We start from the raw sequence: 15,901 nt of genomic DNA, 5'->3' as shown, positions 1-15,901 counted from the left end.
TAAATTTAAACTTTTTCTAATTAACTCCTTTTGAAATTCTAAATTAAAACACTTTGCAAAGTAAAGGTGAGGGATTGAAGCGAAAAGCCCACAGCAACAACGGAGCTTGCGGAGTTGGGGCGAGGACTTGCAGCGAAAAGCCCGACCCCGTTGCTGATGAGTACTTTCTTTTGAACTTGGATTTCCTGCAACGGGGGCACGCCCACCTAAAAAAAATGTACTTTATTTACGGGGTTCTATTTCGGTTTTGGCTGTTATTTCTTATATTTACCAAAACTCGAAAATTAGTATGAGCAACATCTTAGAAGTTAGGAATGTAGTGAAAAAATATGGCGATTATACTGCGTTGAACAGTGTTTCGCTGGCGGTTCCGAAGGGGAGTATTTATGGACTTTTGGGTCCGAATGGTGCCGGAAAAACGTCGCTTATCAGAATTATTAATCAGATTACAATGCCGGATAGTGGCGAGATTTTGTTGGATGGCGAAAGGCTTGAGCCGAAGCATATTCAGCACATTGGTTATTTGCCCGAAGAACGCGGTTTGTATAAATCGATGAAGGTGGGCGAGCAGTGTTTGTATTTGGCTCAGTTGAAGGGTTTGTCGAAACAAGAGGCCAAAAAACAGCTGGATTATTGGTTTGAAAAGTTTGGTATTGAGGGCTGGTGGAACAAGAAGATTGAAGAGCTTTCGAAAGGGATGGCTCAAAAGGTGCAGTTTGTGGTGACGGTTTTACACAAGCCTAAATTGCTGATTTTTGACGAGCCTTTTTCGGGGTTTGATCCGGTGAATGCGAACATTATTAAAGACGAAATTCTGGAATTGAAAAAGCAGGGTGCGACGATTATTTTTTCGACGCATCGAATGGAAAGTGTGGAGGAATTGTGTGATGATATTGCGTTGATTCACAAATCGAATAAGCTGATTGAAGGCAAATTGACGGATGTGAAACGCGAGTTTAGAACGAATCATTTTGAGGTGGGCATTGTGACTGCCAATGTGGAAGGGTTAATGTATGATTTGACGCAGCAATTCACGGTGGATCAGGCGAGTTTTAAATCGTTGAACGATGATTTGAAGTTAGAAATCGGACTGGGAACGGCGACGCCAAACGAGTTGCTTCAATTGCTGACACAACGCGGACAAGTGACGCATTTTGTGGAGAAAATTCCAACTGCTAATGATATTTTTATTAAAACTGTAAGTCAAAACTAATGAGTATTCTGAGCTTAATTATCAAAAGAGAATTTATTGCCAAGGTTCGCAACAAATCGTTTATTGTGATGACTTTTTTGAGTCCGCTATTGTTTGTTGGAATTGCCGTTTTTGTTGGGTTTTTGGCTTCGATGAAAGCTGATTTGAAACGCATTGCGATTCACGACGAAGGCGGCAATTTTGTGAACGAATTTGTGAATGACGAAGAGTATTCGTATCACGATTTGTCTAAAATTGATTTGCAATTTGTGAAAGACAGTGTGCTGAAAGAAAGTTATGAAGGGTTGATTTATATTCCGAAAACGGATAGTTTATCGACGGTTCAAAATCAGGTACAGTTTATTTCGAATGATAGTCCGTCGATGGATTATATTTTGGATGTGGAAGATGTGATTGAGAAGAAAATTACGCAATATAATTATGAGAAATTAGCGATTGATACGGCTCAAATTAGTTTGGCGAAAGCTAAGGTTGATATTGTTTTGAAGAAAGCTTCGGGCGAAGATACGGTGAAAGGTTTGAACGAAATTAAACTCGTGATTGGTGGCATTTTTGGTTATTTGATTATGATGTTCATTATTATTTACGGCAATTTTGTGATGCGAAGTGTGATTGAAGAAAAGACGAATCGAATTATTGAAATTATTATTTCATCGGTAAAACCGTTTCAGTTGATGATGGGTAAAATCATTGGGAACTCGTTGGCAGGAATTCTTCAGTTTTTAATTTGGACGATTTTAGGATTAGTGCTTTTCTTTATTTTTTCAACTGTTTTTGGGATGCAAATGGGAGCTTCGTCAGATGCTTCGGGAGAAGCTGTTGCGGCAGCCAGCCAAAATGGTTTGATGGAGAAATTGCCTTTGTATTATGAAGAATTGAAGAGCTTGCCGTTGGTGACTTTATTGATTTCGTTCGTTATTTATTTTATTGGCGGATTCTTTTTATATAGTTCGTTTTATGCTGCTATTGGTGCTGCAGTGGACAACGAAACCGACTCGCAACAGTTTTTGTTACCAATTATTTTGCCTTTAATTTTAGGGGTTTACATTGGATTTTTTACGGTGTTGAATGATCCTCACGGAACGGTGGCAACGGTGTTTTCGATTATACCGTTAACGTCGCCGATTGTGATGTTGATGCGGATTCCGTTTGGCGTGCCGTGGGAACAACTTGTGCTGTCGATGGTTTTGTTGTATGCAACATTTTTAGGTGTGGTTTGGTTTGCAGCGAAAATTTACCGTGTCGGAATTTTGATGTATGGAAAAAAACCAACGTGGAAAGAATTGTATAAATGGATGAAATATTAAAGAATTTTAAAATAAATTTAGTGTATGAATTTAAGTATTGAAAATATATTATTAATCGGCTCAATTTTATTACTAATCAGTATTGTTGCCGGAAAAACATCTTATAAATTTGGTGTTCCTACCTTGATTTTGTTTTTAGGAATTGGTATGTTAGCTGGTTCTGAAGGTCCGGGTGGAATTAATTTTAGCGATCCACAACTAGCCCAATTTATCGGAATTGTGTCGTTGAATTTCATTCTATTTTCAGGTGGTTTAGATACGACTTGGAGTTCCATCAAACCCATTTTATGGCAAGGAATTGCTTTGTCAACAATAGGTGTTTTGGTAACTGCGGTTTCGGTTGGAATGTTTGTGTTTTATATTACAGACTTAACTATTTATGAATCGTTATTGCTGGGTTCGATTGTTTCTTCTACGGATGCGGCGGCGGTTTTCTCCATTTTACGTTCCAAAAGTTTAGCTTTAAAATCTAACATTCGTCCCACGTTGGAGTTAGAAAGTGGTAGTAATGATCCGATGGCCTATGTGTTAACCATTGCTTTTTTAGGATTAGTAGTGAGTCAGGATCAAGAGCAAAGTCAGAGTTTTTTGTCTGTGATTCCACTTTTTTTTCAGCAAATGATAATTGGCGGAATTGCCGGACTTTTGTTTGGAAAAGCTAGTAAATATATTATCAACAGAATTAAATTAGATTTTGAAGGATTGTATCCGGTTTTAGTCATTGCGTTGATGTTCATCACGTTTTCTGCAACCGATTTTGTGGGCGGAAACGGATTTTTGGCCATTTATTTATGTGCTGTTTATATTGGTAATCAGGATATTATTCACAAAAAAACAATTTTGAAAATGTTCGACGGTTTGGCGTGGTTAATGCAAATCGTCTTGTTCTTAACGCTCGGATTGTTGGTTTTTCCGTCTAATATTGTTCCTGTAATCGGTATCGGATTATTGATTTCTGCTTTTATGATTTTGGTTGCCAGACCGATTGGCGTTTTTTTAAGTTTAATTCCTTTTAAACTAAAAAACAGAAAAAAACTTTACATTTCTTGGGTCGGATTAAGAGGTGCAGTTCCGATTGTATTTGCCACTTATCCGCTGTTAGCAGGCATTGAAAAGGCTGAAATGATTTTTAATATTGTGTTTTTAATCACGTTAACATCCATCTTAATTCAAGGAACAACGTTGTCTGTTTTTGCTCATTGGCTTCACGTTTCGTTACCGGAAAAAGTAAAGTTGAAAGGACCGTTAGAAATCTTTTTTGATGAAAATCCGAAATCACAAATTGGCGAAATTAATTTAGTTGAAAATGATTTTGCCGTTGGAAAGAAAGTAGTGAACCTTGGTTTTCCTAAGAATGCTTTGATTACGATGATTAAACGGAATGAGAAGTATATGACACCAAGTGGATCAACTATTTTAGAAATGGGTGATAAACTCATCATTCTTTCCGATAAAAAAGAAAGCATTGATTTTATTGAACAAAGTTTAAAACGGAATGAAATTATACTGAAAAAACGTTTTATTATTTTTGTAGAAACTACAGAATTGAGTCATTCACTCATTCAAAATGCATTGATAATTGCTAATAATCACGATATTAAATTTTGTTTGGTGCATCAATCCAACAGTTTTCTTCCTAAAATGATGGATGCAACTGAGCGATTAATTGCCATCAGAAAAGATAAAACGGAAGCATTAATTAAATTGAAAGATATTGCGAAAGAAGATTTTCCGGCTGAAAATGTGGAGTTTTTGGTTTCGGAAGAAAAGATTAATCAATTGTATGAGCAACTTAAAAATCCAAAATACGAAGATTATATTTTTGTTGGATTGAAAGGAACGAGTTACATCAAAAAACATTTGATTGGAAGTATTGCCACGCAAATTACTGATAATATTAATGCTACGATTTTTGCGTTACCTTTTAGAAATTCTAAGTTTGAAATTGAAGAATTTTTTGTTGGAATCAGTAACACGGAAAACTTTAACTTTGATGCTCTGAATAAAACGATTGAATTTTTCCCTAATTTAGAAAAAGTAAATTTGTTTACGATTTCAAATAATACCGAAAATCAATTGCTTTCGAGAGATATTTTGGATAAAGTGCATCATCCTAAAAATATGGAATTTGAAGTGACTTACAGAGTAATTTCGGATAAGGAAAAATTAAAAGAAACGATTGAATGTTCCGAAGATCATACCAACAAACTATTAATTATTCAAAAAGGAGCTAGAAATTTTTCGGATAAAATGTTCAGAAATTTTTTCACGAATGAATTTGTTTACGAAGGAAAATTTCCAATGATTATTCTTCCGCACAACGAAGTGACATTGGTGGATTAAAAAATATAAAAATAGAATTATGCCAAAAATATTAATTATTGAAGACGAAGCAGCCATCCGAAGAGTGTTAACCAAAATTCTGTCGGAAGAAAACGATACTTATCAAGTGGAAGAAGCCGAAGACGGACTTTCCGGTGTTGAAAAAATTAAAAACGAAGACTACGATTTAGTGCTTTGCGACATCAAAATGCCAAAGATGGATGGGGTAGAAGTGCTTGAAGCCGTTAAAAAAATAAAACCAGAAATTCCGATGGTGATGATTTCCGGTCATGGCGATTTGGAAACAGCCGTTAATACCATGCGTTTGGGAGCATTTGATTATATCTCAAAACCACCGGATTTGAATCGATTGTTGAATACGGTTCGAAATGCATTAGACCGAAAACAATTGGTGGTTGAAAATAAAATTTTAAAGAAAAAAGTCAGCAAAAATTATGAGATGATTGGTCAATCGGAACCGATTAATCACATCAAAGAAATGATTGCAAAAGTGGCTCCAACCGATGCTCGTGTGCTCATTACCGGTCCAAACGGAACAGGAAAAGAGTTGGTGGCTCATCAATTGCACGAAAAAAGCGAACGGTCAGCTTATCCAATTGTGGAAGTGAACTGTGCCGCCATTCCGTCTGAATTGATTGAAAGTGAATTATTCGGCCACGTAAAAGGAGCTTTTACTTCTGCCGTTAAAGACCGTGCCGGAAAATTTGAAGCAGCTGATGGCGGAACGATTTTTTTGGATGAAATTGGCGATATGAGTTTGGCTGCTCAAGCCAAAGTTTTACGTGCGTTGCAAGAAAATTTGGTGCAACGCGTTGGTGCTGATAAAGATATAAAAGTGAATGTTCGCGTGATTGCCGCAACAAATAAAGATTTACAAAAAGAAATTACTGAAGGACGTTTTCGGGAAGATTTGTATCATCGTTTGGCGGTGATTTTGATTAAAGTTCCGGCTTTAAACCAAAGAAGAGATGACATTCCGTTGTTGATTGAACATTTTGCAACCAAAATTTCAGAAGAACAAGGAAATACGGCGAAACAATTTTCTTCGGCTGCAATTAAATTATTGCAAGAATACGATTGGACCGGAAATATTCGCGAACTTCGCAACGTGGTAGAACGTTTGATTATTCTTGGCGGAAGTGAAATTTCGGAGAATGATGTGAAGATGTTTGCTAGTAAATAAAAATGGTAAAAGGTAATTAGTAATAGGTGAAAGGAAATCCCATCACCCATCACCATTTACCCATCACCCATCACCTTTTAAAATATGCAATTAAAAAAAATAAACCCAAAACTTCAACAAGCCCTTATCGAATTGGGTTTAACTGAAGCGAATGAAATTCAAAAAGAAACGTTTTCTACTTTAAAAAGTGGGGCAGATGCCGTTATTCAATCGCCTGGCGGAAGTGGAAAAACGACGACGTTGGTGCTTAATGTTATTCAACGATTGGAAAAAGCGGTCGGTGAAAGTACACGAGCCTTAATCGTAGTAGAAAACAGAGATAAAGTAACCGAAATGGTTGATTTATTTGAGAAGTTTGGCGATTTTCTTGATTTAAGAGTTATTGGTGTTCACGAAAAAGGTGATATTGATTATGATAAAAACCAAATCTCGTTAGGAATGGATGTTTTGATTGGAACACCAACGAAGATTAATGATATGTTTTCTTCCGCCGGATTCAATATGAATACCATCAAAATGTTTGTCGTGGATGATGCCGAAGTGATGTTTAGAAACCGAATGGATGCCATCATTCTCCGACTTTCATTAAGCGTAGAAAAAACACAACGGGTTTTCTTTTGTTCAACGATTACTGAAAGAGTTGAAGTATTAGCCGATAAAATAATGATAGAACCCGTCTTCTTCGAAGCAGATTAGTTAACCGAAAAAACCCGCAACCCGCAACCCGCAACCCGCAACTTTTAAACCTTAAAACCGAATACTATGGGAATGATGAAAATATTTTCCGGAAGTCAAATTTTAGCTTCCGCATTAAAAGAAAAAATAGAAGAAATAGGGGTAGAAGTACTCCAAAAAGACAACATTCAATCCGCTCGTTTGGGTGGTTTTGGCAACTTGGATTTAGCCGTAGAATTATTTATTGACGAAAAATATTATGGTAAAGTGACGGAAGTTGTTGAGAAATTTAGAATGAGTATTTAAATTTGTATATTTGTTATTAAATTGATTAGTATGGATTTAGCTGCAAAAAAATCGGAACTTTTAGATTGGTTGCTTCATCTTAAAGATGAAAGTAAGCTAAAAAAATTAATTGCTTTTAAATCAATAATAGATAATGAAGTTGTTGCTCATACCGTTAGTGGTTATCCAATTGATAAGCAAGAATACATCAATATGGTCAAAGAAGCTGATGAAAGAATATCTTCCGGAAAATATACCACAATGGAAGATTTAGAAAAAGAAATTGAGAATTGGTAGAAGATGCAAAGTCAAATTAGAATTATTTGGGATAATAATGCAAAAACTGATTTAAAATTAATTTATGATTTCATAAAATTAAAATCTCCTCAAGGAGCAAAAAATGTCATTAACGACATTATTACAAATACAAAGAACATAAAGTTTACACAACAATATCAAGTTGACGAAATTCTTGGTGAGCCTTACAGAAGAATTGTCGTAAGAAATTATAAGATAATCTATAAAATTCAATCTGAATCTGAAATTAGAATTCTTCAAATTTTTGATACTCGTCAAAACCCTATCAAACTGAAAGGCAAAGAGTAATCACCTAAAAATCTTCAAATTATAAGCCAAAACCGAAATAAAAACGCCAAAAATTCCAATAAAACCAAACGAATACCGCAAGCTGGTTAATTCTGCAATGTGACCAATAACTGGCGGGCCAATTAAAAATCCTAAGAAACTAATTCCGGTTACAATGGTTAAAGCTTCACCGGTTGGAATGGTTGTGTTTCTTCCTGCTGTGCTATAAATGATTGGAATAACATTAGAAACACCGAATCCAACCATCATAAATGCAATCGTACTCGGAATCAAAAACGGAAAAACAACAGCAGTATACAATCCTAACGAAATAGTTATACCACTCACAATTAGAATATTTTTTGCACCGTATTTACGAACTAAAATATCACTCAAAAATCGTCCGGAAGCCATTGTTATCATAAACGAAGTATAACCTAAAATCACTAAAGCTCCTGGTGCCTTGACAATATCTTTAAAATAAACACCGCTCCAATCAAACATAATTCCTTCACTTGCCATACAACAAAAACCAATTACGCCAAGCCACATTAATGATTTGTCCGGCATTCTGAATTTTGGTTTAGCAATGTCAATTTCTTGTTTTACAGCTTTCACTTTAATCAAAAAGCGATAACTGATAAAAACGATTAAACCAACAATTGCAAACACTATGATAAAATGTTGATAGGGAGTAAGTTTAAAAGCCAACATCACCAATCCAACCAAAGCTCCGCAAAATCCGGCTAAACTCCACGATCCATGAAACGAACCCATAATTGGTTTTCCGAAAACTTGTTCCGTGTAAACGCCTTGTGTATTGATCGAAATGTTACTGAAATTTCCGCAAATTCCAAACAAATACAAACCCAAAGCCAACTGCCACGTTTCTTCTGCCAATCCGATATTTGTTAAGCAAAATGCATACAGAATTAAAGAAAATAGCAACACTTTTCTACTTCCAAAGCGGGTAACTAATTTTCCTGAAAAAGGCATCGCTGTTAATTGACCAATTGGGAGAGCAAATAAAATCGTACCCAATTCTCCTTCGCTCAAATTCAAAAACGATTTAATATCCGGAATTCTACTCGCCCAAGAAGCAAAACAAAATCCCATTCCAAAATAGAAAAAAGACATCGCCAAACGAATTCTGTTCAAATACGTTTGTTTCGCTTTCCGATAGCTTTTTTTATGCTTTTGTTGCGGAATAATTTTACTTAAAAAACTGTAGTCAAATAAAGGCATAAGTTGAATTGGCTGTTTGAGTCAGCAAAATTAAATAAAAAAACAAGGTTTACGTTTGATTTTGATTTCATTGGCTAACTAATTATCTATTTTTCAAGAATTGTTGATGGATTTTATCAAAACAAAAAATAATTGTCTTACTAATTATCATTTTCAAACTTCAAGATTCCACAAATCGATTATCTTTGCACCTTAAAAATTCAGAAGAGCGAACTGACTTCCAGCTTCCATCTTCTAACTTCCAACTTAAAAAAAATGATTACAGTAAACGATATCTCCGTTCACTTTGGCGGAACCACTTTGTTCAGTGATGTTTCTTTTGCCATCAACGAAAACGACAAAATTGCCTTGATGGGAAAAAACGGTGCCGGAAAATCCACACTTTTAAAGATAATTGCAGGCGAAAGTAAACCGTCAACCGGAAATGTTTCTGCACCAAAAGATGCCGTAGTTGCCTATTTGCCACAGCATTTGTTAACGCAAGATGGTTCTACGGTGATGGAAGAAGCTTCAAAAGCATTTGGAGAAATTTTCAAAATGAAGTCCGAAATCGACGAAATCAATGAGCAATTAACGATTAGAACCGATTATGAAAGTGATGAGTATATGAAATTAATCGAAAAAGTTTCCGACTTAAGCGAGAAATTTTATGCCATTGAAGAAATCAATTACGAAGCCGAAGTAGAAAAAATATTAACCGGACTAGGATTTGAAAGAACCGATTTCACACGTCAGACCTCCGAATTTTCAGGAGGTTGGCGAATGCGAATTGAGTTAGCCAAAATCCTTCTTCGCAAACCCGATTTGATTCTTCTCGATGAGCCAACCAACCACATGGACATCGAAAGTATTCAGTGGTTAGAAGATTTTTTAATCAATTCAGCCAAAGCAGTTGTGGTCATTTCGCACGATAGAGCGTTTGTGGATAACATCACCAATCGAACTATTGAAGTCACAATGGGACGCATTTATGACTACAAAGCAAAATACACTCATTACTTAGAACTTAGAAAAGACAGACGAATTCATCAGCAAAAAGCGTACGACGAACAACAAAAAATGATTGCCGATAATCAAACGTTTATCGATCGTTTCAAAGGAACTTTTTCTAAAACCGATGCCGTCCAATCCCGTGTAAAAATGCTTGAAAAACTCGTTTTGGTGCAAGTCGATGAGGTCGATACATCGGCATTAAAATTAAAATTCCCACCGGCCATTCGTTCCGGTCAATATCCTGTAATCGTGAAAGATTTAGAAAAATCGTATGGCGATAAACTGATTTTTAAAGATGCCAACATCGTCATCGAAAGAGGAGACAAAGTTGCTTTTGTCGGCAAAAATGGAGAAGGAAAATCAACGATGATCAAAGCCATTATGAAAGAAATCGAAATCAACGGCGGAAGCGTAGAAATCGGTCACAATGCACAAATTGGTTATTTTGCACAAAATCAAGCGTCATTATTAGACGAAAATGCAACCATTTTTGAAACTATCGACGACATTGCTGTGGGCGACGTTCGAACGCAAATCAAAAATATTTTGGGAGCTTTTATGTTCCACGGCGACGACATCACTAAAAAAGTAAAAGTCCTTTCCGGTGGCGAAAAAACTCGTTTGGCAATGATAAAATTGTTGCTCGAACCGGTGAATTTGCTCATTCTCGATGAGCCATCCAATCACCTGGATATGAAGACGAAAGACATCATCAAAGATGCCTTGCGGGATTTCGACGGCACATTAATACTTGTTTCCCACGACCGTGATTTCCTTGACGGCTTGGCGACCAAAGTCTTTGAATTTGGCAACAAACGCGTCAAAGAACACTTTGAAGACATCAAAGGATTCTTGGCAATGAAAAAAATGGAAAACCTTCGCGAAATCGAAAAATAAGTCACAATCATAATTTGGGCGTGACCACAAGGGTCGGGCTTTTCGTTACAAGTCCTCGTCCAAAAGTTGGTTTTTGTCGGGTTGGGCGTGGCTTCCGCTGGTCGCCATCCCAACCCGCAAAAACTCAACCTTTGTCCTCCGGGCTTTCCACTTCAATCCCTCACGCAAGTCAGTGCTAACAAAGTAGTTTAAAGGAAAATGCTGATTTGGTTTTCAGTCATAATCGCAGTTTTCAGTCACAGTTTTCACACAATCTTGTCATTGCTTCGCCAATTCGAGCAAAGCTCTCGTGTCTGACGCAGGAAGAATCTCATTCTGTGCTTTCCGTGCTTTCTGTGAGAATTAAGTTTTCAGTCGCAGTTTTCACACAATCTTGTCATTCCGTAAGAATCTCAGCCACAGTTTTCACACAATCTTGTCATTCTGACGAAGGAAGAATCTCATTGTGGTATTTTTATTTTAAGAACAACTCATAAAAAAAACATCCCGCTAAATCTAACGGGATGTTTTCGTAATGTAATTTAAATTAACAAGTATTTATAAAGCAGTAATAATGAATTGGCTTCTTCTGTTCAATTGGTGTTCGGCTTCGGTACATTCTACACCGTCGGCACATTTGTTTACTAATTGCGTTTCTCCGTATCCTTTAGCAGTCAAACGTTCCTTAGCGATACCATTTTTAATTAACCAATCACGAGTAGATTTTGCTCTTCTATCTGATAACACTTCGTTGTAACGGTGCGTTTGACGACTATCTGTGTGCGAACGAATATCGATTTTCATGTTTGGATATTCATTCAATACATCTAAGATTTTAGCAATATCAATCGCAGCATCCGGTCTGATGTTCCATTTATCTAAATCAAAATAGATGAGGTTGATTCCGAATACATCTGCTAAATCGCCTCCAATTGGAATACTTTTGATTGCTTTTTCCAATTCAATCGGAAGTTCAGTTGTACCACTTTCTTTTCCAATAATCACAGGTACTTCTTTGGTGGTGTATTCCGGTTGTTCAGCACGAACGTAGTATTTTTTCTCACATTCCACTTCACCAAAATCATAACGACCATCAGGACCTGAAATAGTTTCTTTTAACTTATTGAAATTTTCATCAAACAAAGTCAATTTTGTGTTTGGTAAAATAGCTCCGGTTTCTTCATCAGTTACAATTCCTGCCAACAATTGTTCACAATCAAATTGCAATTCTTTTGTTTCAAGGAATTTATAGATATCATCGTTTCCAACACCGTTTGGACGGTTAGAAGATAAAAAACCTCTTTTGTTGGCTTTGTTGATAATCAATGCAAAATCATCATGAGGACTATTTGCCGGTTCTCCAATATTGTGTACTTGCTTGAATGTTCCATCAGTTTCTAATTTAGACACAAAAATATCTAAACCACCTAATCCCGGATGACCGTCTGAGGCAAAATACAATTCATTATCTGAAGTGATAAAAGGAAATGTTTCGCGGCCTTCAGTATTAATATCAGCTAAATTCACAGGAGTTCCATAGGAATCTTCCGCTAGAATATCAACTTTAAAAATATCCGATAACCCTTTTGTTCCAGGCATATCAGAAGCAAAGTACAAAGTTTTTTCATCCGCACTTAAAGAAGGATGAGCCACTTGATAACTATCGTTGTTAAATGGAAGTTCTTTAATGTTTGTCCACTTTTCATCTACCAAAGTCGCTTTATAAATTTTTAATAAAGTTACTTTGTTGGCATCTTTACCTTTTTTACCATCCAAATAATTATTTCGGGTAAAATAAACAGTTTTTCCATCTTTTGTAAAAGCGGGAGTTGACTCGTGGAATTTAGAATTCAATTTTTTTCCATAGCGGTCTGTGTTCGAAAGAGCACCTTCTGCACTCAAATCGGCACCATACAAATTAGAAAAATATTGATCTGTCCAAGTGTGTTTTCTTTTCGAGAAATTTCCTGTATCACGTGTAGAGGTAAAAACGACTTTATCCATAAAGAATGCCGGTCCGTAATCAGAATATTCAGAGTTAATTCCTGCATCTTCAATGTCATAACGACCTGAATTCTTTTTGATGGCTTCGCGATAATCTTTTTGTTCTTTAGCTAAAAGACCACGTTTATCATTTCCACTTTTAACATTAAATGCTGCCATCATTTCATCGGCTTTGGTATAATTTCCAACCGCTTTTAATGATTGTGCATAACGGAAATAATATTCTGCCTCCACATCTTGCGACATTGCAAAAAGTTGTCCGTACCATTTTTCTGCATTTACTAAGTCGGCATTAAAATAGTAAGCATTCCCTATTTTTTGCAACATATCAGGGTTTTTATATCCTTTTTCTGCAATTCGTTCATAGGTTTTAATAGCATCTATGTAGGCGAATTTGTCATAGTTTTTATCTGCTTTGCGTTCACCTGCTTTTTGCGAGTAAACATTTACAGCAATAAAACTAAACAAGGCGATGTATATAAATTTAATTTTCATGACTGTTGCTTTATTAGAAGAATCTAGGTGATACAATTTTACTGTGTTTTTTGAATAATTCAAAGCGTAAGAAAATCTCATGCGAACCTGAATTAAATCGTCTTAATCGGGTAGTTTCGTGATCATAACCATAACCAATGAAAAGCCCGTCTGTAATTTGGAAACCAGCCATTGCACTCACGGCAGCATCCCAACGCCAAGCAGCTCCTAACATAAACTTATCATTATACAAGAAATTAGCAGAAACGTCAACTTGTAAAGGAGCACCTTCTACAGCTTTGGTTAACAAGGCAGGTTTGAATTTTAAGTTATAACTTAAATCAAACACATAACCGGCAATAAGATAGAAGTTCATTCGCTCTGCATTAACTGCTATGTCATTATCGTTGTAACGTTTTGTTTCAAAAAAGTTTGGCACAGAAAGACCAACATACATTTTGTCTGAGTGAAAGTAAACACCTGCACCAATGTTAGGCGTAAATGCATTGTCTAAATTTTGAAATTGCGGATCGCCAGCATCTTGAGGATTCAATTTATTCACATCAAGATTGAACAAATTAGCTGTTCCTTTTACACCAAAAGATAATTTAAATGTTTCTGAGGTTTGAACAGTGTATGATACATCTGCAGATATTGCATTTTCAGTAGTAGGTCCGATTTTGTCATTCACAAATGAAAGACCAACTCCAAGATTACTATTGTTTATTGGAGTGTTAATAGAGGCAGCATTTGTAACCGGAGCACCATCTAAACCAACCCATTGGGTACGGTGTAATCCAAAAATACTCATTACTCCTCTTGATCCTGCGTAGGCTGGATTCACGTTGATTGTGTTATACATGTATTGCGTATATTGTGCATCTTGTTGGGCAAGTGCAGCAAAACCTGTAAACATCAAAGCGATAAATAAAAATTTTGTTCTCATTTTGTTTCTTTTTTTAGAAACCTGAGGGTGGGGTAACCCTCAGGAGTTTAATTTTATCTTGTTAGGTATAAATAACCGGATTTGTTTTCAACATTTCCTTCTGGAGTAGTATAATTGATGATATAGAAATAAGTTCCTGTTGGTAATTCTGCATTTTTGTTTAATGTAGCTCTACCTTCTGAAATTCCTTCAAATCTTCTATCATTATTGTTATAATTTTCTACTTCGTATACTAACACGCCCCAACGGTTATAGATTTCAACAGTATTACTTGTGTAACACTCAGTGTTTTCAATGTTTTCAATTGAAAAATACTGATTCAATGCATCTCCATTTGGTGTGAAAGCGTTGTGAATTACAATCGCATCACATGGGAACACTAGACAGTCATCGTTTACATTCATCGTCACTTCATATACTCTTGGACAATCACCTTCAGTAATTTCATACTGCAAGATATAATTTCCAATTGAAGAAACTTCACTTGGGCTAAAAATATTTTCATTTAATGCTCCAGTGTTGTTTACATCTACCCAAACACCTCCGGTAGTTCCGGCAGGAAGTAAGTTGTTTAAGTCAACTGTTGTAATATCACCAATACATGATTCAGCATCAATTCTTGTTAAACTGTTTTGAATGTTTACAATAATTGTTTGTGTAAATTCTGAATTATTTCCACAGTTGTCCATTACATCCCAAGTTCTGACAATTGTATAAGACGTTGGTGTTTCGTTTGTTATTTCCTCTGTGAATATAGGTTCACTTACACCTGAACATGCATCAGTAAATTGAATTACAGGCAATTCCGGAATTGCATCACAGTTAACTGTTATTTCTTCGTCAAATTCGGAAGCAACTGGACCGGCTGTATCAATAACAGTAATTGTTTGCTGATGTGTTGCAGTAATTCCGCATTCATCTGTAGCTGTCCATGTTCTTATGATCATATAACTACCAGGACAATCGCCAGGTTCTGTCGTTACATTTTCGGTAACAGAAGCAGTTCCGCAATTATCAATAGCAGTTAACGTAATCATTGCAGGAATGGCATCACACTCTACAGTTAATTCAGTAGCAGGAAGCTCTTCTACGAAAGTAGGAGCAACCGTATCGTTTACTGTAATTGTTTGAGAAATCGGAGTTGCATTTCCACAATCATCTACAAAAGTCCATGTTCTAGTGATTACGAAAGAGTTCGGACAATCACCGGCTACAATTGAATCAACACCTTCTACAGTGATCTCACCAGTACAATTATCTGTAGCGGTTAAGGAAATAGTAGCTGGTACTTCTGAGTCACATGTTAATACTAAATTAGCAGGAGCTTCAGGAGCTACAGGATTTGTGCTATCTTGAATTGTTAAAGTAGCAGTTGTTGTTGCAAAGTTACCACATGTATCAGTTGCTGTGAATGTTACTGTTATTGCAGTAGAACAATCGTTTGATGAATTACTGAAGTCGTTAGACCAAGTTACATCAGAACAATTGTCGGTAGCAGAAGCAGCACCATTTGATTCTAACCATGCTTGAATAACATCTTCGTTTCCTGAGCCGTCACATTCCACAACAAGATTTGTTGCTTCGGTGGTAATTTCAGGTTGAACAGTATCGTCAACAGTAATTGTTTGTGATAGTGGTGTTTCGTTACCACATGCATCCACAAACAACCAAGTTCTGGTGATTACGAATGAGTTCGGACAATCACCGGCTACAGTTGTATCCACACCTTCTACAGTGATTTCACCGGCACAATTATCAGTAGCGGTTAATGA

At 36.2% G+C, this 15,901-nt stretch carries 12 protein-coding genes and 1 pseudogene; 9 read left to right on the top strand and 4 right to left on the bottom strand.

What is annotated here, in order from left to right; genetic code table 11:
• Positions 1–289: 289 nt before the first annotated feature.
• From AC23MC_RS16085 to AC23MC_RS16050, 8 genes and pseudogenes are all read left to right on the top strand, one after another.
• Positions 290–1,213, top strand: coding sequence for an ABC transporter ATP-binding protein (locus tag AC23MC_RS16085; RefSeq protein WP_487569355.1), 924 nt, complete (start codon positions 290–292; stop codon positions 1,211–1,213).
• A complete protein-coding gene (locus AC23MC_RS16080; RefSeq protein WP_487569354.1) occupies positions 1,213–2,520 on the top strand; it encodes an ABC transporter permease in 1,308 nt (435 codons plus the stop codon). Before AC23MC_RS16085 ends, AC23MC_RS16080 begins: the two co-directional genes overlap by 1 nt.
• Positions 2,521–2,544: 24 nt before the next feature.
• Positions 2,545–4,011, top strand: a pseudogene (locus AC23MC_RS16075) (potassium/proton antiporter); the annotation flags it as partial.
• Between the two features lie 871 nt (positions 4,012–4,882).
• A complete protein-coding gene (locus tag AC23MC_RS16070) occupies positions 4,883–6,046 on the top strand; it encodes a sigma-54-dependent transcriptional regulator (protein ID WP_487569353.1) in 1,164 nt (387 codons plus the stop codon).
• 84 nt (positions 6,047–6,130) lie between these two features.
• Positions 6,131–6,742 (top strand): DEAD/DEAH box helicase, encoded by a 612-nt coding sequence (locus AC23MC_RS16065; protein WP_487569352.1) that lies wholly within the window; start codon positions 6,131–6,133, stop codon positions 6,740–6,742.
• Between the two features lie 66 nt (positions 6,743–6,808).
• The gene (locus AC23MC_RS16060; protein ID WP_112086990.1) at positions 6,809–7,027 is read left to right on the top strand and encodes a putative signal transducing protein; all 219 of its coding nucleotides are present in this window, start codon (positions 6,809–6,811) and stop codon (positions 7,025–7,027) included.
• A 30-nt stretch (positions 7,028–7,057) separates the two neighbouring features.
• On the top strand, positions 7,058–7,303 hold the full coding sequence (locus AC23MC_RS16055; RefSeq protein ID WP_487569351.1) for a hypothetical protein: 246 nt from the start codon (positions 7,058–7,060) through the stop codon (positions 7,301–7,303).
• Positions 7,304–7,306: 3 nt separating this feature from the next.
• On the top strand, positions 7,307–7,612 hold the full coding sequence (locus tag AC23MC_RS16050; protein WP_487569350.1) for a type II toxin-antitoxin system RelE/ParE family toxin: 306 nt from the start codon (positions 7,307–7,309) through the stop codon (positions 7,610–7,612).
• On the opposite strand, the gene AC23MC_RS16045 is transcribed toward AC23MC_RS16050, so the two are convergent.
• A complete protein-coding gene (locus tag AC23MC_RS16045; RefSeq protein WP_487569349.1) occupies positions 7,613–8,836 on the bottom strand; it encodes an MFS transporter in 1,224 nt (407 codons plus the stop codon). It abuts the gene before it with no gap.
• A gap of 255 nt (positions 8,837–9,091) precedes the next feature.
• Between AC23MC_RS16045 and AC23MC_RS16040 the strand changes: the two genes are divergently transcribed.
• The gene (locus AC23MC_RS16040; RefSeq protein WP_248434354.1) at positions 9,092–10,726 is read left to right on the top strand and encodes an ABC-F family ATP-binding cassette domain-containing protein; all 1,635 of its coding nucleotides are present in this window, start codon (positions 9,092–9,094) and stop codon (positions 10,724–10,726) included.
• A gap of 537 nt (positions 10,727–11,263) precedes the next feature.
• On the opposite strand, the gene AC23MC_RS16035 is transcribed toward AC23MC_RS16040, so the two are convergent.
• The 3 genes from AC23MC_RS16035 to AC23MC_RS16025 all read right to left on the bottom strand — a co-directional run.
• Positions 11,264–13,204, bottom strand: a complete 1,941-nt coding sequence (locus AC23MC_RS16035; protein ID WP_487569348.1) for an OmpA family protein — start codon at positions 13,202–13,204, stop codon at positions 11,264–11,266.
• A gap of 13 nt (positions 13,205–13,217) precedes the next feature.
• Positions 13,218–14,129 (bottom strand): PorP/SprF family type IX secretion system membrane protein, encoded by a 912-nt coding sequence (locus AC23MC_RS16030; RefSeq protein ID WP_487569347.1) that lies wholly within the window; start codon positions 14,127–14,129, stop codon positions 13,218–13,220.
• Positions 14,130–14,182: 53 nt separating this feature from the next.
• On the bottom strand, positions 14,183–15,901 hold a 1,719-nt coding region (locus AC23MC_RS16025), incomplete at its 5' end, for a T9SS type B sorting domain-containing protein (protein ID WP_487569346.1).

The organism is Flavobacterium sp. T50_26 (assembly GCF_057652995.1).
This window is presented reverse-complemented; position numbering and strand designations above follow the sequence as displayed.